General features: G+C 67.6%; 22 protein-coding genes. 12 read left to right on the forward strand and 10 right to left on the reverse strand.

Annotated elements, in window-relative coordinates:
- Positions 1 to 47 precede the first annotated feature (47 nt).
- A complete protein-coding gene (locus IAQ70_RS13070; RefSeq protein ID WP_190989746.1) occupies positions 48 to 566 on the forward strand; it encodes a DUF4395 domain-containing protein in 519 nt (172 codons plus the stop codon).
- Here the strand turns inward: IAQ70_RS13070 and IAQ70_RS13075 are convergent.
- A complete protein-coding gene (locus IAQ70_RS13075) occupies positions 553 to 1,632 on the reverse strand; it encodes an ADP-ribosylglycohydrolase family protein (RefSeq protein ID WP_190989747.1) in 1,080 nt (359 codons plus the stop codon). The two genes, IAQ70_RS13070 and IAQ70_RS13075, sit on opposite strands and share 14 nt — an antisense overlap.
- A 182-nt stretch (positions 1,633 to 1,814) precedes the next feature.
- Between IAQ70_RS13075 and IAQ70_RS13080 the strand changes: the two genes are divergently transcribed.
- From IAQ70_RS13080 to IAQ70_RS13095, 4 genes are all read left to right on the forward strand, one after another.
- Entirely contained in the window at positions 1,815 to 2,771 is a 957-nt protein-coding gene (locus IAQ70_RS13080; RefSeq protein WP_190989748.1) for an aquaporin, read from the forward strand.
- Between the two features lie 81 nt (positions 2,772 to 2,852).
- Positions 2,853 to 4,031, forward strand: coding sequence for an exonuclease SbcCD subunit D (locus tag IAQ70_RS13085; RefSeq protein WP_190989749.1), 1,179 nt, complete (start codon positions 2,853 to 2,855; stop codon positions 4,029 to 4,031).
- On the forward strand, positions 4,028 to 7,120 hold the full coding sequence (locus tag IAQ70_RS13090; RefSeq protein WP_190989750.1) for an AAA family ATPase: 3,093 nt from the start codon (positions 4,028 to 4,030) through the stop codon (positions 7,118 to 7,120). The genes IAQ70_RS13085 and IAQ70_RS13090 overlap by 4 nt, the downstream gene beginning before the upstream one ends.
- 104 nt (positions 7,121 to 7,224) lie before the next feature.
- Positions 7,225 to 8,517 (forward strand): MFS transporter, encoded by a 1,293-nt coding sequence (locus IAQ70_RS13095; RefSeq protein WP_407682589.1) that lies wholly within the window; start codon positions 7,225 to 7,227, stop codon positions 8,515 to 8,517.
- Here the strand turns inward: IAQ70_RS13095 and IAQ70_RS13100 are convergent.
- The 4 genes from IAQ70_RS13100 to IAQ70_RS13115 all read right to left on the reverse strand — a co-directional run bounded on the left by IAQ70_RS13100 (position 8,514) and on the right by IAQ70_RS13115 (position 12,596).
- Positions 8,514 to 9,161 (reverse strand): phosphoribosyltransferase, encoded by a 648-nt coding sequence (locus tag IAQ70_RS13100; protein ID WP_190989751.1) that lies wholly within the window; start codon positions 9,159 to 9,161, stop codon positions 8,514 to 8,516. The genes IAQ70_RS13095 and IAQ70_RS13100 overlap by 4 nt on opposite strands.
- Positions 9,162 to 9,254: 93 nt before the next feature.
- Positions 9,255 to 10,136: a serine hydrolase gene (locus IAQ70_RS13105; RefSeq protein ID WP_190989752.1), complete on the reverse strand. Its 882-nt coding sequence runs from the start codon at positions 10,134 to 10,136 to the stop codon at positions 9,255 to 9,257.
- 73 nt (positions 10,137 to 10,209) lie between these two features.
- A complete protein-coding gene (locus tag IAQ70_RS13110) occupies positions 10,210 to 11,037 on the reverse strand; it encodes an alpha/beta fold hydrolase (RefSeq protein WP_190989753.1) in 828 nt (275 codons plus the stop codon).
- Positions 11,038 to 11,216: 179 nt separating this feature from the next.
- Positions 11,217 to 12,596 (reverse strand): amino acid permease, encoded by a 1,380-nt coding sequence (locus IAQ70_RS13115; RefSeq protein ID WP_190989754.1) that lies wholly within the window; start codon positions 12,594 to 12,596, stop codon positions 11,217 to 11,219.
- A 224-nt stretch (positions 12,597 to 12,820) separates the two neighbouring features.
- On the opposite strand from IAQ70_RS13115, the gene IAQ70_RS13120 reads away from it, so the two are divergent.
- Genes IAQ70_RS13120 through IAQ70_RS13140 form a run of 5 tightly spaced genes read left to right on the forward strand, consistent with a single transcriptional unit; the run spans position 12,821 to position 18,808 of the window.
- A complete protein-coding gene (locus IAQ70_RS13120; RefSeq protein WP_190989755.1) occupies positions 12,821 to 13,531 on the forward strand; it encodes an NUDIX hydrolase in 711 nt (236 codons plus the stop codon).
- Complete coding sequence (nadA, locus tag IAQ70_RS13125) at positions 13,528 to 14,859, forward strand: quinolinate synthase NadA (RefSeq protein WP_190989756.1); 1,332 nt, start codon at positions 13,528 to 13,530, stop codon at positions 14,857 to 14,859. Before IAQ70_RS13120 ends, nadA begins: the two co-directional genes overlap by 4 nt.
- Positions 14,860 to 14,884: 25 nt before the next feature.
- Positions 14,885 to 16,774 (forward strand): L-aspartate oxidase, encoded by a 1,890-nt coding sequence (locus tag IAQ70_RS13130; protein WP_190989757.1) that lies wholly within the window; start codon positions 14,885 to 14,887, stop codon positions 16,772 to 16,774.
- Positions 16,771 to 17,640, forward strand: coding sequence for a carboxylating nicotinate-nucleotide diphosphorylase (nadC, locus tag IAQ70_RS13135; RefSeq protein ID WP_190989758.1), 870 nt, complete (start codon positions 16,771 to 16,773; stop codon positions 17,638 to 17,640). The genes IAQ70_RS13130 and nadC overlap by 4 nt, the downstream gene beginning before the upstream one ends.
- 10 nt (positions 17,641 to 17,650) lie before the next feature.
- Positions 17,651 to 18,808, forward strand: coding sequence for a cysteine desulfurase family protein (locus IAQ70_RS13140; RefSeq protein ID WP_190989759.1), 1,158 nt, complete (start codon positions 17,651 to 17,653; stop codon positions 18,806 to 18,808).
- A 78-nt stretch (positions 18,809 to 18,886) separates the two neighbouring features.
- Here the strand turns inward: IAQ70_RS13140 and IAQ70_RS13145 are convergent, their stop codons facing one another.
- From IAQ70_RS13145 to IAQ70_RS13155, 3 genes are all read right to left on the reverse strand, one after another.
- A complete protein-coding gene (locus IAQ70_RS13145) occupies positions 18,887 to 19,378 on the reverse strand; it encodes a GtrA family protein (protein ID WP_190989760.1) in 492 nt (163 codons plus the stop codon).
- 17 nt (positions 19,379 to 19,395) lie between these two features.
- Positions 19,396 to 20,244 (reverse strand): fumarylacetoacetate hydrolase family protein, encoded by an 849-nt coding sequence (locus IAQ70_RS13150; protein ID WP_190989761.1) that lies wholly within the window; start codon positions 20,242 to 20,244, stop codon positions 19,396 to 19,398.
- An 82-nt stretch (positions 20,245 to 20,326) separates the two neighbouring features.
- Positions 20,327 to 20,989: a DUF1684 domain-containing protein gene (locus IAQ70_RS13155; protein WP_190989762.1), complete on the reverse strand. Its 663-nt coding sequence runs from the start codon at positions 20,987 to 20,989 to the stop codon at positions 20,327 to 20,329.
- A 96-nt stretch (positions 20,990 to 21,085) separates the two neighbouring features.
- On the opposite strand from IAQ70_RS13155, the gene IAQ70_RS13160 reads away from it, so the two are divergent.
- Complete coding sequence (locus IAQ70_RS13160; RefSeq protein ID WP_223860017.1) at positions 21,086 to 21,895, forward strand: hypothetical protein; 810 nt, start codon at positions 21,086 to 21,088, stop codon at positions 21,893 to 21,895.
- 70 nt (positions 21,896 to 21,965) lie between these two features.
- On the forward strand, positions 21,966 to 22,772 hold the full coding sequence (locus IAQ70_RS13165) for a transglutaminase-like domain-containing protein (RefSeq protein WP_190989763.1): 807 nt from the start codon (positions 21,966 to 21,968) through the stop codon (positions 22,770 to 22,772).
- Between the two features lie 109 nt (positions 22,773 to 22,881).
- Here IAQ70_RS13165 and IAQ70_RS13170 read toward each other — a convergent pair whose 3' ends face one another.
- Together IAQ70_RS13170 and IAQ70_RS13175 are read right to left on the reverse strand one after the other, a co-directional pair.
- On the reverse strand, positions 22,882 to 23,352 hold the full coding sequence (locus IAQ70_RS13170; protein ID WP_190989764.1) for a MarR family winged helix-turn-helix transcriptional regulator: 471 nt from the start codon (positions 23,350 to 23,352) through the stop codon (positions 22,882 to 22,884).
- On the reverse strand, positions 23,352 to 24,461 hold the full coding sequence (locus IAQ70_RS13175; protein ID WP_190989765.1) for an LLM class flavin-dependent oxidoreductase: 1,110 nt from the start codon (positions 24,459 to 24,461) through the stop codon (positions 23,352 to 23,354). The genes IAQ70_RS13170 and IAQ70_RS13175 overlap by 1 nt, the downstream gene beginning before the upstream one ends.
- Positions 24,462 to 24,569 lie beyond the last annotated feature (108 nt).

Below are 24,569 nucleotides of genomic sequence, written 5' to 3' on the forward strand. Positions count from 1 at the left end.
GCGCAACAAATCTTCCCCGCCGCGACGGCGGCTCCTAGCCTTGCAGGATGAGCAAACCGACGCACGGCCCACGTAGCGGCATCAACTGGTCCGCCGTGTTTGCCTTTCCCAATCCCGTCAATGAGTACGCGGCCCGGATCACCGCCGGCCTGGTGGTGCTCCTTGCGGCTGCCACCCTGCTGGCCGGTTCCGGTTGGGGGCTGGCGCTGATCGCAGCCGGCTTCTGGCTCCGGGTGCTCTTCGGACCACGGATTTCGCCCCTGGCCCTGTTGTCCGTGAAGGTCCTCGCGCCCCGGCTGGGCCGCGCCCGCCTGGTGCCCGGACCGCCGAAGCGTTTTGCGCAGGGCATGGGCACAGTGGTCTCCACCACGGCGCTGATCCTGTTTGCCTCCGGTGCCGCCCCTGCCGCCTGGATTGTGCTCGCCGTCCTCATCGCCGCGGCCTCGCTGGAAGCCTTCGCCGGGTTCTGCCTGGGCTGCGTGATCTTCGGCGTCCTGCAGCGCCGGGGCCTGATCCCGGAGGACATTTGCGAGGCCTGCAACAACGTGGCGCTCAGGCGGTCGTAACACCCACCAGCAGATCGGCCATGCCGCGGATGACCTCCGGCGCTTCGAGTGCTTCGAGCCATTCCTTGGGCAGGCACTCCTCGCCGTAGAAGGCGCCCAGGATGTTGCCCGCGATGGAACCGGTGGAGTCGCTGTCGCCGCTGTGATTGACTGCCAGCGCGATGGCCGCCCGGAAATGGTCCCCGGGCGACGCCGCGGCGTCCACGCGGGGCGCAGTGGCCAGGACGGCGTAAAGTCCGACGGCGAACGCTTCCTCCGCGACCCAGCCCTCGCCGAGTTCCCGCACCAGTTCCTCCGGCGTGAGGATGCCCGATTCCGCCCGCCGGATTGCCGCTGCCAGGCGCTCCGGAAGCTCGGCCGCCACATCCTTCAGGCCGCGCGCCTGGTCCAGGACCGCCGCCGCTGCATCCAGCAGGCTGTCCCCGGCGACGAGGCGGTGAATGAGGAGGCTGAAGCTGCCGGCACTTTGCCGGGCGGAGGGATGCCCGTGGGTCAGGGCGGCGGCGTCGGCACTCAACTTATAGACGGCGTCGGACGCTATGTGCGGAATCAGGCCGAAGGGCGCCGAGCGCATCACGGTACCGCAGCCTTTCGAGTCCGGGTTGACCGGCCTGAAAACCGTTCCCATTTCACCGCCGGCCAGCCCGCTGATGCAGGCGTTGCCGGGGGCGCGGCGGTGCCGGAGGACGTCGTTGCCGTCAATCCAGCGCTTCGGCTGCACCGGGGCCGACGACGGCACCGGCTCGCCCTGGGTGGCCAGCCAGCGCAGGTACGCCAGCCACAGGCAGGCGTTGACATCGGCACCCACCCCGTCATTGGCCCATTCCAGCGCCTCGACCAGCCCGTCCACCGTGTACAGCGTCATCTGCGTGTCGTCCGAAAAGTGGCTGCCGCCGTCGAGCATTGCGAAGTCCGTCACGCCGGCGGCGCCGAAACGGCCGCGGATCGCCTCGATGGAATCAAACTCCACCGCATAGCCCAGCGAGTCTCCCAGTGCACCGCCCAGCAGGCAGCCGTGGATGCGGGACTTCAGCGAGGGCGCACCGGCGCCGGGGTCAATGCTCATACCAGCCAATTTACCGTGACGCGGAAGCGGAGCCCGCCCGCTGCCCCTGGTCCTTCAACTAAGCTCAGACTCAGCCAACGCCCAGAATTCCTTGGCACAATGCAGAGGCCGCCGCGGACCCTTCCCGCCGGCAGCGAGATTTTGCCGCGTAGCGACGCCCTCAACGATAAGGACTGCCCACCATGACCACGCCTGTTCCCGTCCACCATGATTCCGCCTCCGGGCTGCCGGCCGGCAACGGTGCCGGTGTCCGGCACGGGCTGGTGTCCAGGCTGTCCGCGGAAGCGTTCGGCAGCCTCTTTGTTGTGGTGGCAGGCCTGGGCGTGCCCCTGTTCTCCATTCCCCAGTCCAGCCCGCTGCCCGCCGCGCTCGCAGCCGGCCTGGCGGTGACTGCGGCCATGCTCGCCTTCGGCTACGTCTCCGGCGGTCACTTCAACCCGGCCGTGACGGTGGGCCACGCCGTCGCCGGGCGGATCCGCCTCGGTGACGCGGCAGCCTACATCGCCGCCCAGCTGGTGGGGGCGCTGCTGGGCGCGTTGGCGCTGTTCGGTATCCTCCGGACCCTGCCGGGCATCCAGGACAGCCGGACCGCGTTCGACACGGTGACCGCCGGCTTCGGCGAGCACTCGATCATCCAGGCCCCGATGGCAGCCGTGCTCCTGCTCGAAGTGCTCGGTGCCGCCATCCTGGTCGCCGTTTTCCTGGGCACCACTGCCCGCAACAACCTGAACAAGCCGGCCGCCGCCATTGCCGTGGGCCTGGCCTTCGCGGTGTTGCTGCAGCTCGGCCTGTCCGTGGGTAACGCCCCCTTCAACCCGGCCCGCGCCACCGCTTCGGCCGTATTCAGCTCCAGCTGGTCCCTTGAGCAGCTGTGGCTGTTCTGGGTTGCACCGGTTGTGGGAGCTGCTATTTCCGGGCTGGTCTTCCGTGGTTTCGCCGCTGGCGAGGCTCCTGCCGCCACGAAGGCTGACGATGCTGACGTTGACGGAACCGACGCCGCCGAGGGCCGGGACGATATTGACGCTTCCGACGCTGTGACCCCCGACGCCGTGACTCCCGGGACCCCTCGAACGGCTGCAGCAGAAGTGCCGGCCCGCCGCGATGAGGCCCAGGAATTCTTCGACGGAAAGCGCGGCTAGAAGCACAGGCGCGGACCCGGCCGGGGACGGCCTGCTGCGGCGGTTGCCTAAACTGTCGGTGGCAGCCGTTAGCGTAGGAATATGCGGTTATTGCACACATCGGACTGGCATTTGGGCCGGTCCTTCCACGGCGTCGGAATGCTGGACGCCCAGCGGTCATTCGTTGATCAGCTCGTCGGCGCCGTCTCCTCGCACGGGATTGACGTTGTCCTGATCGCCGGTGATGTCTACGACCGCGCCCTGCCGGGGGTTGACGTCGTGGGCCTCCTGGACGACGCCCTGGTCCGGCTGACCGGGGCCGGCGCCACGGTGGTGCTGACCAGCGGCAACCACGACTCCGCCATCCGGCTGGGCTTCGCCTCCCGCCTGCTCGAACGCGGCGGCGTGCACCTGCGGACCAGGCTGGCGGACCTGGACCAGCCCCTGGTCCTGCCCCTGGAGCCGGCCGGGGCGGCGCCGGGCGCCGTGCTGGCCATCTACGGAATTCCATGGCTGGAGCCGCGCCTCGTTGCGGAGCAACTGGGTGCGGAGCCGGCCAGCCACTTCGCGGTGACCCGCGCGGCCACTGACCGGATCCGGGCTGACCTGGCCCGGCGCAGCGCAGAAGGAACGGTCCACTCAGTGGTCCTCGCCCACACGTTCGCCAGCGGCGGCATCAGCTCGGACAGTGAGCGGGACCTCAGCATCGGCGGAGTGGGCGCGGTCCCGCTGGACCTGTTCGACGACTTCAGCTACACGGCCCTGGGCCACCTGCACGGCCGGCAGACGCTGTCCCCCACGGTCAGGTATTCAGGCTCGCCCCTGGCCTACTCGTTCTCGGAGGCTAAACACGTCAAGGGAAGCTGGCTTGTTGACGTCGGTCCGGAGGGTGTCACCGGCGTCTCGGAACTTTCCTGGGAGGCGCCGCGGAAGCTGGCGGTGCTCCGCGGCGGCATTTCCGAACTGCTTGAGTCCGGCGACCATGCGTGGGCCGAGGACGCTTACTGCCAGATCACGCTGACCGATGCGCAGCGCCCCCAGCAGGCGATGGAGCGGCTGCGGGCGCGCTTTCCGGACACGCTGGTCCTGGGTTTTGATCCGCAGGGCGGCTCCGCCAAGGCGTCCCCAAGCTACAGCACCCGGCTTGCCGAGGCCCGGGACGACCTTGCGGTCTGCTGTGGCTTCCTGGATCACGTGCGGGGCCGGGACGCGGACGACGCCGAGCGGCTGGCCCTCACAGCGGCCCTGGACAACGTGCGTCTCCGGGAGGCATCGCTGTGAGGATCCACCGCCTGACCATCTCCGCGTTCGGACCTTTTGCCGGCACCGAAGAGATCGACTTAGACAGGCTCAGCGCCCACGGCCTCTTCCTGCTGAACGGGCCCACCGGCGCGGGCAAAACCAGCGTGCTGGATGCGGTCTGCTTCGCACTGTACGGATCCGTGCCGGGCGCCCGGCAGGACGGCAAACGGCTCCGCAGCGATCACGCCGAACCTGCGCTGGAGCCTTCGGTCACCTGCGAGTTTTCCGCCCAGGGGCGGCATTTTGAGGTCACCAGGTCTCCGGCGTGGGACAAGCCGAGCGCCCGCGGCAAGAACGGTTTCACCACACAACAGGCCAAAACGCTGCTCCGGGAGCGCATCGCCGGGGCATGGACGGACAGGTCCGGGCGCAACGACGAAGCCGGCGCCGAAATTACGGCGCTGCTGGGCATGGACCGGGAGCAGTTCACCAGGGTGGTCATGTTGCCCCAGGGCGACTTCGCCGCCTTCCTGAGGTCCAAGGCGAGTGATCGCCTCGAACTGCTGCAAAAGCTTTTCGGCACCCAGCGGTTCGAAGCGCTGGAGCAGGAATTGTCGGCGCAGGCGCAGGCCGCGCGGAATGATGTCGCGAAGCTGAACGGGGACCTTGAGTTGCTCGCGGCGCGCGCGGATGCCGAAGCGTCAGCTCTGGCTGATGACACGGCTGTTGAAGATCAAGCTCCAGCGGACGCGGACGGGCCGGCCCCCGAGGAACCAGGCGCCCGGATCGGCTGGCTGCAGGAAGCGGTTGCCAGGCGTGCCACGGGATTATCCGCGGCAGCGGAGGCCGCGGCGTCAAGGAGTAAACTCGCGTCAGCCCGGCTCGAAAAGGAAGCGGCGCGGCGCGAACGTCAGCGCCGGCTCGCCGCGGCCGAGGCCCGGAAGGCTGCCGTTGAGGCGAACCTGCCCGGCCTCGAAAAAAAGGCCGCGACGCTCGAACGGCACCGCGGCGCCGAGGTGCTCGCCGGGCAACTGCAGGCTGTCCAGTCGGGGGAAACCCAGGTCCGGCACGCGGCAGGCGCCCTCGAAGCAGCCATCACACTGTTGCGGCTGGCGGCGGCCGAAGACCCCGAACTCGAACAGCTGGACCTTTCCGCTTTGGATGACGGTGCTGTGGACGCCGCCGTCGGCCTTGACCTTGCGGGCGAGCTCAACCGGATCCGTTCCCTGTTGGCCGTGGTTGAGGCGCGGCTGCCGGACGAAGAGCGACTCCACTCACTGGCCGCCCGACGCGCGTTGCTCGGGACGCAGCAGCAGGAACTCAGCACAACCGATACTGAGCTGGGCGAGCTCCTCGGAAACCTGCGGGCGGAGCAGTCGGACCTGACGGCTGGACTGCAGCCAGTGGAAATGCTGGCCTCCGCCGCGGTAATGCGCGGGAAGGAAGCAGCAGCCGCGGAAGAACTCCTGGACGTTGTCCGGCGGTACAAAGCGGCAGTCAAGGCGCAGGCCCAGGCGGCGCAGCGCCACTCCGCGTCCCGGGAGTTCCAGCTGGAGACGAAGGCCCGCTGGCTGGACCTGCGCGAAGAAAGGCTTGCCAACGCTGCCGCCGAACTCGCAGCCCAACTGGCCGAGGGGGAGGCCTGCCCGGTCTGCGGCAGCGAAGACCATCCGGCCCCCGCAGAAGCGGCAGCGTCAGCCCTGGGGCTCAGCCAGGCTGAGGAGGCCGCGCAGCACGCCAACGAGAATGCGGAGACCAAGCTGGCAGCGGACAGCACCGCGCTGGGCGACGCAAGCCAGTTGGTGGCCGTCCTTGCCGGCCAGGGCGGCGATACCCCGGAGGATGAGGCGGTTCAGGCAGTGGCGGCAGCCCGCCACGCCGCTGACCAGTCCCGGGACGCCGTGAAGGAGCTGGCAAAGCTCCGGCAACGGATCGACGCCGTGGATGCCCGGATTGCGGCCGCGGAGGCTGCCAGGCACGCCGGCGCCGCCGAGCTCGCCCAGGTCACCGCCGCGCGGGCAGAGGTGGCGGAGAATCTGGCCTCCCTGGACCAGGCCCTGTCCGGCCTGCGCGGTGGCCACCGCAGCCTGGCACGCAGGCTGCGGTCCCTGCAGGAAGCCGCAGCCACGCTTGAGAAAGCTGTGGAAGCCCGGGCCCAGCTGGAGAAGGCAAACGCCCGCGCCGAGGAGGCCCGCCTGGAGCTTGCGCGGGCGTTGCCGCAGGCCGGCTTCGGCACTGCCGAGGAAGCCAGGGGACAGTTGCTGGCAGGCGCAGAGGCAGCGGCCCTGCAGGCTGAGGTCCGTGCCGGCCACGACGAACAAGCGCGCATTGCCGAGCTTTTCGCGTCCGAGGAGCTGGTGCTGGCATTGAAGGAGGCGGCTACAGACCCGGCAGTGGACGAGGACTTGGTGGCTGAGCTCCAGGCCGCCGCCGCGGGGGCCAGCCGGGAGGCCCGCGACGCCGACCTGGCCGCCGGCATGGCTGCACGCTGCGTTGAGTCGCTGGCCGCAATCGGCAACGAGTACGGGCAGCTCGCCGGATCCGCCCAGGGGCCGAGGGAAAACGCCCGGCTGCTCACGGCGCTGGCCGACGTCGCCGCCGGGCGCGGCGACAACACGTACCGCATGAGCCTCAACAGCTACGTCCTCGCGGCACGGCTGGAACAGGTGGCGCTGGCGGCTTCAGAACGCCTCGTGGCCATGAGCGACGGCCGCTACCTGCTGCAGCATTCCGATGCCAAGGCCGCACGCGGGGCCAAATCCGGGTTGGGCCTGGAAGTGGTGGACCAATGGACCGGGCACCGCCGCGACACCTCCACGCTGTCCGGCGGTGAATCCTTCATGGCGTCCCTCTCCCTTGCGCTCGGTTTGGCGGACGTTGTTCAGCAGGAATCCGGCGGCATCCAGATCGACACCCTCTTTGTGGATGAAGGCTTCGGCAGCCTGGATGAGCAGTCGCTGGAACAGGTCATGGATGCCCTGGAAGGCCTTCGCGACGGCGGACGCGTTGTGGGCCTGGTCAGCCACGTGGCGGAGATGAAGCAGCGAATCGGAACGCAGCTGCAGGTCCTGAAGGGACGAAACGGCTCCACCCTCCGGATCTCCGACGCCGCCGGGGTGCTGGTCTAATCCGGATATAATGGGAGGGTTTACCGGGTCGCGCGCATCGGGAGGAGGGACGATGCGCATGACTGAACGAGCCCGGAATCTTGAACCCCACACCCCTGTCTTCTGTGTCAACGCCCGCGGAATTAGCTGTCTCAACGGCTGCCCCGGCTTCCCCCACCGCCTCGGCCCCACCGCCGGCCGGCCGCTTCGCCAGGCTTCCGCACCTCGCGGGCCGCAGCTTCATTCCCCTAAGCCTGTTCGCCCGGCTGCCGCTTGCCATGCTCACGGTAGGCGCCTTGACGCTTGTCACCTCGGCCACCGGCTCCTACGCCTTGGGCGGCATGGCAGCCGGAGCCGTAGGGATCGGATCTGCCCTCGGAGCGCCGGTCTTCGGTGCCCTGGCAGACCGCCACGGGCAGCGTCCCGTGCTTCTGGTGGCCGCAGCACTCAACGCAGTGGCCGTCACGGCCCTGATCGGTACGGCCTGGGTTCCCGCCAACGGGTCTTTCCCTGCCGCGTTTATGGTGGCGGCCTTCCTCGCCGGCGCCACCTGCCCGCAGGTCGGACCGCTTGCCCGCGTCCGCTGGATGGCCCTGACGTCCCGGAACGGAGGCAAGGACGCCGGCCGGGATCTGGATACAGCTTTGTCCTACGAGGGAACGGCCGACGAACTGACCTTTGTCCTGGGCCCGGCCCTGGTGGGGATCCTCGCCAGCCTCGTGGCCCCCTGGCTGCCGCTGGCACTGGCCGTTTTCATGACCATGACGCTGGTGCCTGCTTTTGCCGTGCACCCCACCCAGAAAGCGGTGCCCTTGAAGCGGGCCGCCGGAGCCAGGGCCGCGAGGATTCCTGCCGCCGTTGCCCTGCCCGTCCTGGCCATGGTGGCCATGGGCACCTTCTTCGGCTCCACGCAGACGGCCCTGAGCTCTTTCTCCGCCAGCTTCGCCACCTCCGAACTCGCCGGGCTGCTGTATGCGGTGATGGGCCTGAGCTCCGCCGCTGCTGCCCTCTCTGTGGCCTACTGGCCCAGGCGCTTCAAGCCTGTGGCCCGCTGGATGGTCAGCGCGGCAGTGATGGCGGCACTCTCGCTGCTGTTGGTGGTGCCGGACTCGCTGGGCGGGATGATCGGTGTGCTGCTGGTCCTGGGGCTGCCGGTGGGGCCCGTCATGGTCACCGTCTTTACCATCGGCGGAATCGTTGGCCCCGCAGAGAGACTGGGAACGGTGATGACTGCCCTGGCCAGCGGGATTGTGGCCGGCACTGCGCTCGGAGCCTTCCTTGCGGGCCAGCTCGCCCAGGCGCACGGCTACGAGGCTGCTTTTGCGGTCCCTGTCGTTGCCGCGGGTGCGCTGTTTGTGCTCGGGGTGGCCGCTGCCGCTTTGCTCCGGCACCGCCGGCGCCAAGGGGTGAAAGCCTAGGCCCGCAGGAAGCTGATGGCATCCCCGTCGGTCAGTTGTTCGAAGTGCCGGTAGAAGCTTCCCACGGCACGGAATTTCCCTGGCAGGTGCAGGCATAGCACGGCATCGCAAACCTGGGACACAGCGGTGTAGGCCTCCACTGACCCTACCGGGGCGGCGGCCACCACAGTTCCTGCCCCGGCCGACCGGACGGCCTCCACTGCGGCTCGCATCGTTGCTCCGGTGGCGAGTCCGTCGTCGAGCAGGAGGACCGTTTTGCCCGTGAGATTGTGGCCTATCGACGGATACGTTTCCGCCCGGCGGAGGAGTTCGGCCCGCTCGCGGGACTCCACCTGGTCCAGCCACTGCTGGCGGACGCCGTGCTCAAGGACGCGGGCCATCAGCGGGCGGTTGAGCAGCCGCACTACGCGGCCACCGGACCACGCCAAGGCACCGTACGCTGTTTCATCGTGGCCGGGAATGCCGAGCTTCCTGACCACGACGGCCCCAAGAGGCAGATAGAGGGCCTTGGCAGCTGCGGCCGCAACCGGGATGCCCCCACGGGCCAGCCCCAGCACGATGGCATCAGGGCGTTCCCGAAACTGCGTCAGCACCGCCGCCAGCTGCTCACCGGCATCGGTGCGGTCTTCAAAACGCGTGTTCATGGGCCCCTCTCCGGCTGTTTCCGCCCCTTTTCCAGACTACCTTCTGCGGCCGCGGCGGGAGGCGGGTAGCCCGGCTTCGGGGGCGGTTCGAAGTCAGAAGAGGGCGGCCGTCACGGCCTCGGTGATGTCGTGGATCACTGCGGTCCGTTGGGGAACGTCAGCCAAGCCGGTGCCCTTGGTATAAACCACCAGCACATAGCTCCCCGCTGACGTTGAAAGGATGGCCGCGTCGTGGAGTTCGTCGTCGAGGAGCCCGTATTTGTGGGACACGGTCACGCCCGCCGGAACCGCTGCCGGAATGAGGTCTTCGAAGTTGGTGTCCTGCATGTAGGACAGGAGCTGTGCCGTGTGTTCCTGGTCAAGAAGCCTGCCTGCTGACAGTGCCGCGAGGATGCGGGCCATGTCGGCAGTGGTGAGCGTGTTCACCTCAGGGTCATACGGGATGCCGATGGAGGCCGCGTATTCCGAAAGCCTGGCCAGGCCCACGGCATCCATGAGCAGGCTCCATGAGTCGTTGTTGCTGTCCTGGATCATGGCCTGGATCTGGAATCCCGAGGTGAAGGCGCCCAGCTGATCATCGAGCGAGGCCGAGCCATCCTCTACCAGGCTGTAGTAGGCCGCGGCCGCCAGGACCTTCGCCGTGCTCGCAGCCTCGAACGGTTCTCCCACACCGTACTGATGGAGTTGGCCGCCAACTGTGTCCATCAGCGCGACGCCCACCTGGTACTGGCTGTTGGCGGCGATGACGGCTTCGATGGCGCTGTCGAGGTCCGCGTCAATGGCGGCACGGCCTGCCCCGGCGTCGGAGGCGCTTGAAGCCCGCGATGCCCCGCCTGGCGCGGGCAGGGCATGGGCAAGGGTGTAGACGCCAGCAATCAGTGCCACGGCGAGGAACGCGGCGGCGGCCAGCAGAACGGAACGGCGCCGCACCGCGGCCGACGCGCCGCGAGAGCGCAGTTGGTGTGGATCGTGCATCTGCCGATCCAAACAGGGGAACCTATGCGGGAGCTAAGAAACACCTGTCAGGCGCTGACATGCGGCCGGAACGCTAGACACTCAGGAAGGAAATGGCGCCCTGTTTGAAGGCCCGGCTGGTGATGGCGTTGGTGTGGTTCCGGCCCGGCAGCACCAGCTGTTCGGCCATCGACCCCGCCCGGAGGCCGAGCTCGGCAAGCTGTGACATGGTGGTGGCGCGTTCGTCCTTGTCACCGGCCACCAGGAGCATAGGCATGTGCGGCACGGCTTCGGCCGGGTCGAAGGGCTCGGCCTTGATGGCCTCCACCAATGACAGCAGCGCGAAAATGTTGTTGCTGGGCAGGAGCATGGCCATCTTCAGCAGCCCGGCAGTGGACTCGTCCGCGATTGGAGTGCCGTCGGCGAGGTAGCGCTGGGCTCCGATGAGGTCGAAGGCAGCCAGCGGATCGGCGATGTTCGGTCCACCCAGCACCATCCGGTGAACAAGCTCGGGCTGGGTGGCGCCGAATTCCCAGGCCAGCCGTGAGCCCAGCGAATAGCCCACTACGTCAACCCCGCTGGCGGGGTCACCCTCGTGCACGGGCCGCACACCGGCGTCGAACACTATTTGCAGCAAATCCGCGCGGATCCGGCTGGGAGTATAGGAGTCAAGGTCCTCCGGAGCGCCGCTGCGGCCGTGCCCGGGCAGGTCCACGGTAATCACGCGGCGCCCTGCTTCCAGGAAGGCAGCCAGCCAGCCCGTGTCCTCCCAGTTGAGCTTGCTGGAGGAGGAAAAGCCATGGATCAGCAGGACGGGCCGGAGCCCCGCATCGGTGGCCGGATCATGCACCTCCACGTACAGCTGGGGGTCGGTGCCCTCCACGGTGTGCGAATGCATTTCGCCGGTGTGCCTGCCGCTCATAGTGTCAGTCCTCGTCAAGTACGGCGCGCAGGCGGACCCGGCGCTTCGGTGCGTCATTCCCGCACCACTTTACCTGCCTGCGGACCGGGCCGTTCAACAGCGGATTTACCGGTTCCGCCCTCGCCAACTGGGTAGCAGTAAGTGTCGTTTTGACGGCTCATAACGACATCAACTGCTACCTACTTGGGCTGGCGTTCGCGCGCGGCGACCCGGGCACCGAGCCAACAGGCTGCGGCGAGGCACGCGACCAGGGCGAACGTGCTCAGCAGCTGTACACGGCTGCTTTCGGCGCTGAAGCCGACGGCAAAGATCAAGGCGAGCAACACCAGTCCAAACCCCGTCAGGCCGGGGAAGCCCTTCATCCGCAGCGGCAGCCTGGTCCCGTCCCGGTCCGCCCGGCGCCGGAGAATCAGCTGCGAGACCAGGGCCGTGCCCCACACCACGAGGCACGTGGACCCGACAAGCTGGAAGAGGGCCGGCAGGATCCGGTCCGGGAACAGGAGTTCAAGGACGGTGGCGAAGAAGCCGAACGCCACCGAGACGCCCACGGCAATCATGGGCACGCTGGCGCCGCTCAGGCGCGACAGGAAGCGGGGCGCCTCGCCGCGTTCGGCGAGCGAATAAACCATGCGGGAAGCGCCGTAGAGGTTCGCGTTCAGTGCAGAAAGAAGTGCGACGACGGCCACAAGGGTGATTGCCGTACCGGCACCCGGGATCCGGGCTGCGTCGAGCACGCCCGCGAAGGGCGAGGCGAGGCCGTCGGAGTTGATCGGCAGGACGGCTGCGATCACAAAGACAGACCCGATGTAGAAGACCAGGATGCGCCACAGTACGGTGCGGACCGCCCTGCCCACACTGTGCTCGGGGTCCTCGGTTTCCGCAGCGGCTACTGCCACGATCTCGGTCCCGCCAAAGGCGAAGATCACCACGAACAGCGCCGTGGCGATGCCGCCCAGCCCGGCAGGAGCAAAATCGGACGTGATGTTAGCCAGTCCCGGTGAAGCGACGTCCGGGAGGAAGCCCAGCAGCAGCGCGGCCCCGACAGCAAGGAACAGGACAATGGCGAGGACTTTGAGGATGGCGAACCAGAATTCGAATTCGCCGAAGTTCCGGACCCCGGTCAGGTTGATGGCGGTAAACACCACCATAAAAATCAGCGCCAATGCCCACACCGGGATGACAGGCCAGACGGTAAACAGCAGCCCCGCCGCACCCAGGGCCTCGGCGGCGATGACCACCACCAGCTGGAGCCACCACAGCCAGCCGACGGTGGCGCCGGCCGTTTTGCCCAGGGCCCGCTCGGCGTACACGGAGAAGGCCCCGCTGGTGGGGTTCGCCGCCGCCATCTCGCCCAGCGCCCACATCACCAGAATGATGAGTGTGCCGGCCACCAGGTAGGACACCAGAACGGCAGGTCCGGCCGCGTGCACGCCGGCACCTGAGCCCAGGAACAGGCCGGCGCCAATGGCACTGCCGAGCCCCATCATGGTGAGCTGCCTGGGTTTCATGGTGTGGCCGAGGTGGGCTTCCGGACGCACTGTTGCGGACTTCGATGTCATGCCTGTGAACCTTCTTGGGTAGGGGGTGCCCCTCGCGAGGGACCACTTGAATTTACCGCCTCCGCGGCGACTCATTTGCCGGATGCCCTGCGAAACATTTTGAATCGCAGGAAAGTGGCCTTAGAATCAGTTCTAGTCAAAATGACTTTAACTAGGGTTCGCCGAAGAGCCGTTCGGCTAAGAGGCCCGGGTTCCATGAAACAGCAGGAGGCAGGTGAGGCGCCGTGTACACAAGTTCAGCCAACGTTTCCGAACGCGCCGTCGCAGCACCCACGCTCGCCATCTCCACCGTCATCTTTGCCCTGCGTCCGAGTGAATCCTCGGGCCGTCCCACTCTCTGGATTCCACTGGTCCGCAGGATCCGGGAGCCGTTCAAGGACCTCTGGGCTCTTCCGGGCGGACCGCTGACGCACAGTGAGTCCCTGCAGGACGCCGCCTCCCGGAACCTGAGGGAGACCACCGGGCTGGCCCCCAGCTACGTGGAGCAGCTCTATGCCTTTGGCGGCCTGCACCGTTCGCCCACCCAGCGCGTGGTGTCGATCGTCTACTGGGCCCTGGTCCAGCCCACCGAAGCAGCCCTGGCCGACGAATCGGAAAACGTGAAGTGGTTCCGGGCGGACAAGGTGGGCAGCCTGGCTTTCGACCACAACGCCATCGTGGACTACGCGCTGTGGCGGCTGCGGAACAAGCTGGCCTACGGCTCGGTGGCTTACCACTTCCTGGGGGAGTACTTCACGCTCGCCCAGGTCCGGGAAGTCTACGAAGCCGTCCTGGACACCCGGCTGGACCCGGCCAACTTCCGCCGCCAGCTCAAATCCACGCCGGAGATCGAAGAGACCGGCGAATACCTCCAAGGCGGCAAACACCGCCCGCCGCGTCTTTACCGCTTCACCGGCCGCCCCGGCCTTGACCCAGATAACAGGAGCACACCATGAGCAGCGTCAACACAGCCATCCAGCTGATCACGCGCGAGCAGGCCGGGAACGCGGTCAACGCGGCGACCCGACGCGCGGCCGCAGGAACAGCCGGCACGTGCAGCCCGGCTCTGGCGAAGGGCCCGTGGGAGTACGACCTTGCCGAGGCGCTCGCCGGTGCCCCCGCCTACGGCCCCGGCGCCTCCAACGCGGACCGCGCCCCGGCCGCAACGCCCCGCCAGGGCCAGTTGCCGGAAGAGTACAAGCTCGCCAGCGATGCTGAGCTGGACGTGCGCATCCGCGCCGCCAAGGAAAAGCTGGGCGACCGGGCAGTGGTCCTGGGCCACTTCTACCAGCGCGACGAGGTGATCCAGTACGCCGACTTCGTGGGCGACTCCTTCCAGCTCGCCAACGCCGCCCTCACCAGGCCGGACGCCGAGGCCATCATCTTCTGCGGCGTGCACTTCATGGCCGAGACCGCCGACATCCTCTCCACGCCGGACCAGGCAGTCATCCTGCCCAACCTCGCCGCCGGCTGCTCCATGGCGGACATGGCGGACACCGATTCCGTCGAGGAATGCTGGGAACAGCTTGAGGAGATCTTCGGTACGGAGAAGGACGACGCCGGGCGGGTCCCCGTCATCCCGGTCACCTACATGAACTCCTCCGCCGCCCTGAAGGCTTTCTGCGGCCGCAACGGCGGCATCGTGTGCACCTCCTCCAACGCAAAGCTGGTCCTGGAGTGGGCCTTCGAGCGGGGCCAGCGGGTCCTGTTCTTCCCTGACCAGCACCTCGGCCGCAACACGGCCAAGGCCATGGGCGTGCCGCTGGAGCAGATGCCCATGTGGAACCCGCGCAAGGAACTCGGCGGCAACGACGAACGGGCGCTGCTCGACTCCCGCGTCATCCTGTGGCACGGCTTCTGCTCCGTGCACAAGCGCTTCAACGTCGGCCAGATCGACAAGGCCCGTGCCGAGTTCCCCGGCGTCAACGTCATCGTGCACCCCGAGTGCCCCATGGAGGTGGTGGACGCCGCCGATTCGGCCGGTTCCACCGACTTCATCAAGAAGGCAATCGCCGCGGCCAGCGAGCCCACCACCTTCGCGATCGGCACCGAGATCAACATGGTCAACCGGCTCGCCGCCGAGTACCCGCAGCACACCATCTTCTGCCTGGACCCCGTGATCTGCCCGTGCTCCACGATGTACCGGATCCACCCCGGCTACCTCGCCTGGGTCCTTGAGGAACTCGTCGAGGGACGCATCGTCAACCGCATCACCGTGGACGACGCCGTCCAGGACAACGCCAAGATTGCGCTCGAGCGTATGCTCGCCGCCCGCCCGCTGTAGTACCGGAAACCGAAACGAGCCCGCCATGACAGCAGAAAGCCCAGCCACCGGGCCCCGTCCCCAGCGGCTGATCGTCGTCGGAAGCGGCATTGCCGGACTGTACGCCGCGCTGCTTACCGCCGATGCCGGTGCGGAGGTGGTGCTGCTGACGAAGGGCGCGCTCGCGGACAGCAACACCTACTACGCCCAGGGCGGCATCTCCGCCGTCCTGGACGAGCCGGCGCCCGGGGACACCGTGGCCGCGCACATCGCAGATACGCTCAAGGCCGGGTCCGGCCACTGCAATGAAGCGGCCGTCCGCGTGCTCTGCACCGAGGCCCGTTTCGACATCGGCGGGCTGCAGCGTTTCGGCGTGCGTTTTGATCTGGACGACGACGGCGATCCCGCCCTGGGCCTGGAAGCTGCCCATTCCGCGCCGCGGATCCTGCACGCGGGCGGCGACGCCACGGGCGCCCGTGTGGCCCAGGCCCTGATCAGAGCTGTCCTCGATGCCGAGGCCGCGGGCCGGATCCAGGTGATCGGCTCCGCCCAGGTGACCTCCCTGTTGCAGGGTGAAGGCCGCGTCTCCGGGGTTAACTTCCTCCTCGACGGGCGGGAACTGGGCGTCCACGGCGACGCCGTCCTCCTCGCCACCGGGGGAGCCGGGCAGCTGTTCGCCCAGACCACCAACCCCGCCGTCGCTACCGCGGACGGCCTGGCCATCGCCTGGCGTGCCGGAGCCGCCGTGGCAGACCTCGAGTTCTTCCAGTTCCACCCCACCTGCATGGTCCGGCCTGGCGGCGCCGGGGAAAACGAAGGCAACGGAGCCGGAGCCAACACAGACCCCCTGCTGATCTCCGAAGCCGTCCGCGGCGAAGGCGCCATCCTGGTGGATGCCCACGGCGAACGGTTCATGCCCGCCTACCACCCTGACGCCGAACTCGCCCCCCGGGACGTGGTCTCCCGCAGCATCGCCTTGCACCTGGCCGCGCTCGGCGACCCCAACGGCCACGTGTTCCTCGACGCTCGGGTGATCGAGGCCAGCCGGGGCAAAGGCTTCCTGGCCCGGCGGTTCCCCACCCTCAGCGCCCGCACCCGCGAGGCCGGCGTCGACTGGACCCGCGAACCCGTGCCCGTGGCCCCTGCGGCACATTACTGGATGGGCGGGGTTGTCACCGACCTCTACGGCCGGACCTCTGTGCACGGGTTGCTCGCCGCAGGGGAAGTTGCCTGCACCGGGGTCCAGGGTGCTAACCGTCTGGCCAGCAACTCACTCCTCGAAGGACTTGTTTTTGGGCGCCGGGCGGTTGAAGCTTTTCTGTCGTCTGGTCCGTCGCACGACACCGATGCTCCGCTCGCTCCCCACGATCTCCCTAACCTCGCAAGCTCGGCCAGGGAACCCGGATCGCGTGGGCCCACGGCCGCTGGCGGACTCCCCTTGACGCTCGCTTCCGGAACACCCTCAGGCGACGACAGGCAGCTGCACTTGGGGGCAACCACCGATGAGGCGCGCTCCTTGAGAACGTCTGCTGACGCGTCCGCGTCCGGTCCTTGGCGGTTTGAAACTGTTCCTGCACCCGGGCCGGTTGAGAGGGCGTCTGTCGATCCTGGGGGTTTCTCCCGGGAGGATCTTCGGCGGCTGATGACTGCCAATGCCGGGGTGATTCGGGACGGGGTTTTGTTGCGGGAGGCTTCGGTTGTGCTGGGGGAGTGGGCCGCTGGTTACAACCCCATCGATGTCCCCGACTCGCTGGATGTGCGGGAGCATGAGGATGCGAATCTTTTGTTGGCTGCCCAGCTGCTGGTGCATGCCGCGCGGGAGCGGCGGAAGTCCCTTGGCGCGCATTACCGCAGCGACAGCAGGGCGGCTGCTGCCGCCGTCGGACGTTTTGACCAGCGTTACACCATGAGCCGGAAAGCGAGCCTCGTCCAATGACCAGCCTGACCCTCCCCGCAGCACCCGTCCGGGACATCCTGGAACGGGCCTTTGCCGAGGACGCTCCCAGCGGCGACATCACTTCCCAGCTGCTGATCCCGGCCGAGGCCCGCGCCACCGCAGTGCTCAACGCCCGGGTGCCGGGGGTGTTCAGCGGGGGGACCGTGTTCCGGGATGCCATGACGCTGGTTGACCCGGACACTGAGGTGGAGTTGCTGCTCGCCGATGGTGAAGCGTTCGACGCCGGCACGCACCTTGCGCGTGTCACCGGCAGCGCCCGCTCCGTGCTGCTCGCCGAACGCGTGGCGCTGAATCTGGTCCAGCGCATGAGTGCCATCGCCACCAAAACGGCCGAATTCGTGGACCTCGTCGAAGGCACGAAGGCCAGGATCACGGACACCCGCAAGACCACCCCTGGCCTGCGGGTACTGGAGCGCTACGCCGTACGCTGCGGCGGGGGGGCGAACCACCGCTACAGCCTGTCCGACGCCGTGCTGGCCAAGGACAACCACCTCGCCGTCATGACCGGGGGAGACCCAACCAAACTCACCAGCCTGCTGGCTGCGGCGAAAGCCCAGCTGGGCCACACCACGCACTTCGAGGTGGAGGTGGACAGTGCCGAGCAGATTGAACCCGTGCTCGCCGCCGGCGTGGACACCATCATGCTGGACAACTTCACCATCGACGAGCTTCGCGCCGGCGTGAAGCAGGTCGATGGGCGGGCCATCGTGGAAGCCAGCGGCAACGTGAACCTGGGGACCGTCGCGGACATCGCCGCCGCCGGGGTGGACGTCATCTCCATCGGCGGCCTCACCCACAGCGTCGCCGCGCTGGACCTCGGCCTGGACGTCGAGCTGACCGTCTGATGGGCGCGCCATGATCTTCCTCGACGCCGCCGCCACCACACCCGTCCGCCGGGAGGTCCTGGAGGCCATGTGGCCCTACCTGAGCGGCGAGTTCGGCAACCCCTCGAGCCACCACACGTTGGGCGAGGCCGCCGCGTCCGCGCTCGCGGACGCGCGGGCAACTGTTGCGAAGGTGCTCGGCTGCCGGCCCGGTGAGGTGACCTTCACCTCCGGCGGCACGGAGGCGGACAACCTTGCCGTCAAGGGCCTCGCCCTGGCGCGGCAGGCTGCGGACCCGTCGTTCAACCGGGTGGTGATCAGCGCCGTCGAACATCCCGCCGTGGAGGAGTCCGCGCGGTATCTGGAGCGGTTCCATGGCTTTTCCGTGGATGTGGTGCCGGTGGACGGGACCGGGCTGGTGGCGCCCCGGGCGCTCGCTGCCGTGCTCCGGCCGGAGACGGCGCTGGTGAGCATCATGTACGCCAACAATGAGGTGGGCACCATCCAGCCGGTTGCGGAACTGGCGGAACTGGCGCGCGCCCAGGGCATCCCGTTCCACACCGACGCCGTCCAGGCCGCCGGTTGGCTGCCCCTGGATGTCAAGGCGCTGGGAGTGGATGCCCTGAGCATTTCCGGCCACAAACTGGGGGCGCCCAAGGGCTGCGGTGTGCTGTTCGTCCGCGGCCGGACCCGCATCGAGCCGCTGCTGCACGGCGGCGGCCAGGAGCGCGGCCGGCGGTCCGGAACCGAGAACGTGGCCGGTGCAGTGGGCCTCGCCGCCGCCCTGACATTGGCGCAGTCCGCTCAGCTGCAGACCGCAGACCACGTGACTGCCCTGCGGGACGGTTTCATCCGGGATGTCCTCCACGCCGTTCCCGGCGCTCTCCTGACCGGGCACTCCACGGAGCGGCTGCCGTCCGTGGCCTCATTCTGTTTTCCGGGGACCAGCGGGGAATCGGTGCTTCTCGAGCTGGAGCGGCAGGGGGTGGTGTGCTCGAGCGGCTCGGCGTGCGCTGCCGGTTCCGATGCGCCCTCGCCGGTCCTGACCGCCCTGGGCTATGAGCCGGAGGTCGCCCAGACGGCGGTTCGGTTCAGCTTCACCTCAGCGGTGACCGCAACGGAACTGACGGCCGCCGCCGAAGCCGTGGGCGCCGCCGTCGGGAGCGTCCGGACCCTTGGCCGCAGCTGACTCTCTCCCAACTAGGTAGCAGCAGATGTCGTTATGGACGCTCATAACGACATGTGCTGCTACCCAGTTGGGAGAGAGTCAGATGTGGCGGGCGCGCCGGAAGATCCAGTGCCGCAGCAAGGTGAAGCGCACGGCCGTGGCGACAAACCCGGACATCGTGGTGGTCCACAGCTCGTCGCTGACAGTGGCCGCCGGATGCACCGCGTGCAGGACCCCCAGGCTGCTCCCGGTGATGACCAACGCGATGGCGATGAGAATCAGCCCGTTCAGGTGATCCTGCGCCCGCTTCCGGTTGGACGTGATCTTGAAGGTCAGCCGGCGGTTCAGTGCGGTGTTCATGACGGACGTTACGATGAGCGCTGCAGCATTGGCGGGTTGGGGATCAATCCACTGCCGGAACAGCGCGTACAGTGCCAGCGAGGATGCGGTGCAGATGACGCCCACCCCGGTGAAACGGATGAGCTGCCGCACCGCCGGAAACCTGAGGATTCCGTGATAGTGCTTGGTGGCTGGCGCGCGGCGGGTGGGCTGCTGCGTCAGCTGGGCGCCGGGCGCAGCAGAGGATTCCATGGGTCCAGCCTGACAGATCAGGCGGCCGTTTCCTCCCAGGACGCAGCCTTGACGGGGTTGGTGAGTTCGCCGATGCCCTCCACCCGGCACACCACAGTGTCGCCGGGGTGGATCCGGGCGCATTCAGCCGGGAAACCCGTGAGCACCAGATCGCCTGCATGCAGGGTCATGAAGGAACTGAGATAGACCAGAATTTCGTCCACCTTCCAGCCAAGGTCGGCGCTGCTGGCGGGTTTCAGTTCGGTGCCGTTATGGACGATGCCAATGGAGAGGTCGGCGTCATCGAGTCCGGTGACAATCCAGGGCCCAACGGGGGTGAAGGTGTCCTGGCTCTTGGCGCTGATCCACAGTTCATCCGACTTTTGCAGGTCCCGCGCGGAGACGTCATTTCCGATGGTGAAGCCCAGGACCGCGCTCCGGGCGGTTTCCGGCGTCAGGCCGCGGACGGTGCGGCCGACGACAACGGTCAGTTCGGCTTCCGGGTCGACGTAGCCCACGGTGGAGCTCAGTTCAATGGCGTCGCCGGGGCCGATGACACTGGTGGCGGCCTTGTGAAACGCCTGCGGCGGGAGGTCCCGGCCGGGCTGGCCGGTGTTGTGCGCCATCCCCAGGACATTGGCGGGCACCGACGGTGCCAGGAAGGTAAACGAGCCCTCCATCACTACAGCGCCGGTCTCCCAGCCGGAGCGTGCCGGGCTGTTGGCGTTTGCAAGGGAAGCAGCGAAGGGGGACTCGATAACAGTCCAGGACCGTCCGGCGTCCGAACTGAAATCAGGGGCGTCGTTGGCCACGAAAAAATGCTCGTCGGCAGCAGCAGGTGACTCTGGGCGGACGCGGGCAAGGCGGCGGGGAGCGGTGGAAGTCATGAAGACATCCTACGTCCTCCGGGCGCCGTTCGACGGCGGTCGGACACGGGTGTCAGCGGCGGTCCGGGCAGCGGAAGCCGGCTCAGTACAGCTCGCCCACCGGGATCTCCACGGCCAGGCGGTTGGAGGGTCCGGGCAGGGGGCATGCCCAGGCGTCGTTGTAGGCGCATGACGGGTTGTAAGCGAAGTTGAAGTCGATCACAAATTCTGCGCCGGGTCCGGACCCTTGGACGCCATGGAAGGCGCCCTTGATGGTGTCCAGAAGGTACCGGCCGGCGCCGTAGGTCCCGCCGGGCTGACCTGCAGTGGCATCCCGGAACGGCACGAAAATACCGCCTCCGTAACCGTGCAGCTTCCACACGCCCAGCTGGCCCAGCTCCGGAAGATCGAACGTGCCGAGCCGGATGAAGTTCACCACACCGTCGGTGGCCGTCTCCACGCTCATTTCCCGGCCTGCCCCCTCCAGGGTGAGCGGCACGTAGAAACGGTAGATGGGATCGTAGTCGGCCGTTTTCAGGCCGGAGAACTGCGCCTTATCCTCCGGCGTGAGGGCTGACGCCGGGTGCGTCGCGAACATGCGGTCGCGTTCATGGCGCCACAGGGAGTGGGCCTCGGCTGGGTCGTCGGCGGCAATTCTCCGCACATTCTCGTACAGGGCGAACGTCCTGAGCCGCCAGTCCGCGATGTCGAGGGCAGAGATATCCGCCAGGCCCACTTCTTCCGTGCCGTAATGCTCATGCCTCATGCTCCCCAGCCTAGCCCCTTGGCTGCGGCGAATGGCCGACGGCGACACGAGGCTCCTGCCCTCTGGTCCGCCGTCGTCTGCCGATAGGCTGGTTGGATGACAAGCAGGGCGACATCCTGGGGACTTCGGACCGCGACGCTTCTGATGGCCGGAGTCCTGGCGGCCGGATGCAGTGCCCCTGGCGGCAGCGGCCCGGCATGGACTGCGGAGCCGGGGGCCTCCTCCGGCTCCGCCCCCGGCGCGACAGGCACGGGCAGCAGTCCGCCGGCGTCGGAGCCTACTCCCACGCCGAGCGGGTCGGCCACTGCGGCTCCCGGCCCGGCCGCCACAGCAGCCGCCTGGAAAACCTTTACCGACCCCGGCCGGACCGTCAGTTTTGACCTCCCCGACCAATGGATCGCCCAGTCCGTCACGCCCGAGGATGGGGCGCTGCCCGGTGCGTTGAAGATCGAGGTGAAAAAGCAGGACGGCACCTTCATGGCTGCCCTGCGGACGGGACTGCCGCCGTCGGAGCCTGCGTGCCCTGACACCGGGAAGAAACCCTACGTCGTCATCAGCAGTGTGCCGGTGGCACTTCCCGGCCTGACGGGCGAAGGCACCATCGCGCCGCACGCGGTGTACCGCGTGATCCAGGGCTACCGGTACTTCGGCTCGTACGGCATCACCAACATTGTTGGCGGGGCGGACGGGCAGGCCTGCGAACTGCGCAACGTGGTCCGCGGCCCCGCGGGCAAGGGAGACTATTCCTTTGGCGACGTCATTGCCCTGAAAGCCTTTGCCCCGGATGAAAAGGTGGCCCCTGCCAAGGCCTTTGACACCCTGGACCAGGCAGCCAAGTACGTCAATGAGGGCCCGGACTTCGCGAATGTGCAGCGGATGCTAATGTCTCTGGAGATCAAAAACTAGTCCCGCCCCCGGCGCCATCAGCGCCGGGTCAGAGCGGCTGTTCTGCCACTACCTCACACCCCGGAGATACATGGAACGCACTGTTGCCGCCCGCATGGTTTTCAAAACCGTGGCTGACACCAAGGCAGCCTTGGCCATCGCCGTAGCCAAAAACCGCGGCTACACCTCGTTCGAAGAATCCCTCACCGTCACGGCTGGCGGGGCCGCGGTACCGTTCCGCGAACTGGCCGACTATCACGGCGGCCGCCTCCACTACATGGAGTTTGCAGAGCCGGCGGAAGTGACGGTGGAGTACTCTGCGACGGTTGCTGGCAGGGCGGAGCCGGAGGAGCCAACCCTGGCCGAGCTCATCCGTTATGTCCGGCCGAGCCGCTACGCGGAGTCCGACCGGCTCCTGCCCACCGCTTACGCCGAGTTCGGCGGCCTGCACGGTGCTGGGCTGCTCCAGGCAGTCAGGAACTGGGTCCACGGCGAGTTGAGGTACGTCAGCGGCTCGTCGCGAGGCACTGACGGGGCAGTCGAAACGCTCCTGCACCGCCGCGGCGTATGCCGGGACTTCGCGCATCTGGCCATCGCGCTGCTCCGTTCGAAGGACATCCCGGCACGGCTCGCGGCCGTATATGCGCCGGGGCTGGCCCCGATGGATTTTCACGCCGTGGCGGAGGCCCATGTCGATGGCGCCTGGCATGTCATCGACCCCACGGGGCTGGCCCCGCGGGAGTCGATGCTGCGGATCACGGCAGGCCGGGACTCATCCGACACGGCATTCCTGTCCACCGTGGGCGGGCGCCTGACCCTGAACGAGCTGCGCGTCACCGCGGTGGTCAACGGCCAGCTGCCCGCCGAGGATCCGGCCAGGATGGTGGCTCTGGGCTAGCCAATCCGGGGTGTCTGGTCCGGGCTGTCTGGTTCCAGGCTGGCCGGTCCGGGCTGTCGGCTTCCGGACCGGCCTGCCAGGGGGCCGGCCGGGGCGCTGAGTCCGGCGTTTACTTGAGTGGTTTGGCACCCACGGAATTACGGAGCTTGTCCGTCAGCCGCTGAAGCTCTTTTTGCTCGGCAGCTGTCAGGGCCGGCACCACCAGGCTGGAGATGTCCCGCACGTGCTCGCGGCCGATCTCCTTCTGCAGTGCCGCCCCTTCCTCGGTCAGCTTCAACAGGACGCCCCGGCCGTCGTCCGGGGCGGGCTGCCGGACCACGAGGCCGCGCTTTTCCAGCCGCTCCACCAGCCTGCTCAGGCTCGACTGGCTCAGCAGGACATGGTCGTTGAGTTCGTTGAGCCGAAGCCAGCCGGACGGGCACCGGGAGAGTGTGAACAGGACGTCGTACTCGTTGATGGCCACGTTTTTGAAGGCCTTGCCCGCCTGGAGTTTGCGCATGACCGCCACCTGGGCCCGGAAAAGCGACTCCCAGGTCTCCGCCGCCAGCCGGCTCGGCGCTTCCTTGCCTTCGGCAGCCATCACGCCTCCGAGGATGTTTTTTCGTTGGCCTGGGATGCCATGAGGGCAGCCACGCGGCCGGCGTGGGTGGGGGGCTCCGGCACGTGGGCCGGCTTCTTGGCAGCGTACTCCTTGCGCAGGACCGGGAGGACTTCCTCACCGAAGAGGTCCAGCTGCTCCAGGACGGTTTTCAGCGGGAGCCCTGCGTGGTCAATCAGGAACAGCTGGCGCTGGTAGTCGCCGAAGTACTCACGGAACGTCAGCGTCTTCTCGATGACCTCCTGCGGGCTTCCCACGGTGAGGGGAGTCTGCGAGGTGAAGTCCTCCATCGACGGGCCGTGGCCGTAAACGGGCGCGTTATCGAAGTAGGGACGGAATTCCTTGACGGCATCCTGGGAGTTCTTGCGCATGAAGAACTGGCCACCGAGCCCCACGATTGCCTGGTCCGCCGTGCCGTGGCCGTAGTGCTCGTAGCGTTCGCGGTAGAGGCCGATCAGCTGCTGGTAGTGCTCCTTGGGCCAGAAGATGTTGTTGGCAAAGAAGCCGTCGCCGTAGTAGGCGGCCACTTCTGCGATCTGCGGCGTGCGGATGGAGCCGTGCCACACGAAGGGGGCGACGCCGTCGAGCGGGCGGGGCGTGGACGTGAAGTTCTGCAGCGGCGTGCGGAACTTGCCGGACCAGTTGACCGTGTCCTCGTCCCAGAGCCGGCGCAGCAGGCTGTAGTTCTCGATGGCCAGTTCCACGCCGTCCTGGATGTTCTTGCCGAACCAAGGGTAGACAGGGGCCGTGTTGCCGCGGCCCAGGACAAGGTCCACGCGGCCATCCGCCAGGTGCTGGAGCATCGCGAAGTCTTCGGCGATCTTGACCGGATCGTTGGTGGTGATCAGTGTTGTGGCCGTTGACAGGGTGATCCGCTCGGTCTGGGCGGCGATGTAGGCAAGCGTCGTGGTGGGGGAGGATGAGAAGAAGGGGCGGTTGTGGTGCTCGCCGATGGCGTAGACATCCATGCCGATTTCTTCGACCTTCCTGGCGATGGCAACGGACGCCTTGATGCGTTCGTTCTCGGTGGGTGTGCGGCCGGTGGTGGGGTCAGCGGTGATGTCGCTGACGCTGAATACGCCGATTTGCATGGTTGGCCTTCCGTTCCTGGACTTCTCTGGGATTGTTATCAATATACCAGATGTTCATGCATTTGCATGTATCGAGGGCTTCAACGTTTCATGGGCCCGGAAATTCCC

Source organism: Pseudarthrobacter sulfonivorans (assembly GCF_014712225.1).
GTDB classification, from domain to species: Bacteria; Actinomycetota; Actinomycetes; order Actinomycetales; family Micrococcaceae; genus Arthrobacter; species Arthrobacter sulfonivorans.

Coding starts and splice junctions, on each gene's coding strand:
- IAQ70_RS13070 (WP_190989746.1), top strand. CDS start 48: ATGAGCAAACCGACGCACGGCCCACGTAGCGGCATCAACTGGTCCGCC.
- IAQ70_RS13075 (WP_190989747.1), bottom strand. CDS start 1,632: ATGAGCATTGACCCCGGCGCCGGTGCGCCCTCGCTGAAGTCCCGCATC.
- IAQ70_RS13080 (WP_190989748.1), top strand. CDS start 1,815: ATGACCACGCCTGTTCCCGTCCACCATGATTCCGCCTCCGGGCTGCCG.
- IAQ70_RS13085 (WP_190989749.1), top strand. CDS start 2,853: ATGCGGTTATTGCACACATCGGACTGGCATTTGGGCCGGTCCTTCCAC.
- IAQ70_RS13100 (WP_190989751.1), bottom strand. CDS start 9,161: ATGAACACGCGTTTTGAAGACCGCACCGATGCCGGTGAGCAGCTGGCG.
- IAQ70_RS13105 (WP_190989752.1), bottom strand. CDS start 10,136: ATGCACGATCCACACCAACTGCGCTCTCGCGGCGCGTCGGCCGCGGTG.
- IAQ70_RS13110 (WP_190989753.1), bottom strand. CDS start 11,037: ATGAGCGGCAGGCACACCGGCGAAATGCATTCGCACACCGTGGAGGGC.
- IAQ70_RS13115 (WP_190989754.1), bottom strand. CDS start 12,596: ATGACATCGAAGTCCGCAACAGTGCGTCCGGAAGCCCACCTCGGCCAC.
- nadA (WP_190989756.1), top strand. CDS start 13,528: ATGAGCAGCGTCAACACAGCCATCCAGCTGATCACGCGCGAGCAGGCC.
- IAQ70_RS13130 (WP_190989757.1), top strand. CDS start 14,885: ATGACAGCAGAAAGCCCAGCCACCGGGCCCCGTCCCCAGCGGCTGATC.
- nadC (WP_190989758.1), top strand. CDS start 16,771: ATGACCAGCCTGACCCTCCCCGCAGCACCCGTCCGGGACATCCTGGAA.
- IAQ70_RS13140 (WP_190989759.1), top strand. CDS start 17,651: ATGATCTTCCTCGACGCCGCCGCCACCACACCCGTCCGCCGGGAGGTC.
- IAQ70_RS13145 (WP_190989760.1), bottom strand. CDS start 19,378: ATGGAATCCTCTGCTGCGCCCGGCGCCCAGCTGACGCAGCAGCCCACC.
- IAQ70_RS13150 (WP_190989761.1), bottom strand. CDS start 20,244: ATGACTTCCACCGCTCCCCGCCGCCTTGCCCGCGTCCGCCCAGAGTCA.
- IAQ70_RS13155 (WP_190989762.1), bottom strand. CDS start 20,989: ATGAGGCATGAGCATTACGGCACGGAAGAAGTGGGCCTGGCGGATATC.
- IAQ70_RS13160 (WP_223860017.1), top strand. CDS start 21,086: ATGACAAGCAGGGCGACATCCTGGGGACTTCGGACCGCGACGCTTCTG.
- IAQ70_RS13165 (WP_190989763.1), top strand. CDS start 21,966: ATGGAACGCACTGTTGCCGCCCGCATGGTTTTCAAAACCGTGGCTGAC.
- IAQ70_RS13170 (WP_190989764.1), bottom strand. CDS start 23,352: ATGGCTGCCGAAGGCAAGGAAGCGCCGAGCCGGCTGGCGGCGGAGACC.
- IAQ70_RS13175 (WP_190989765.1), bottom strand. CDS start 24,461: ATGCAAATCGGCGTATTCAGCGTCAGCGACATCACCGCTGACCCCACC.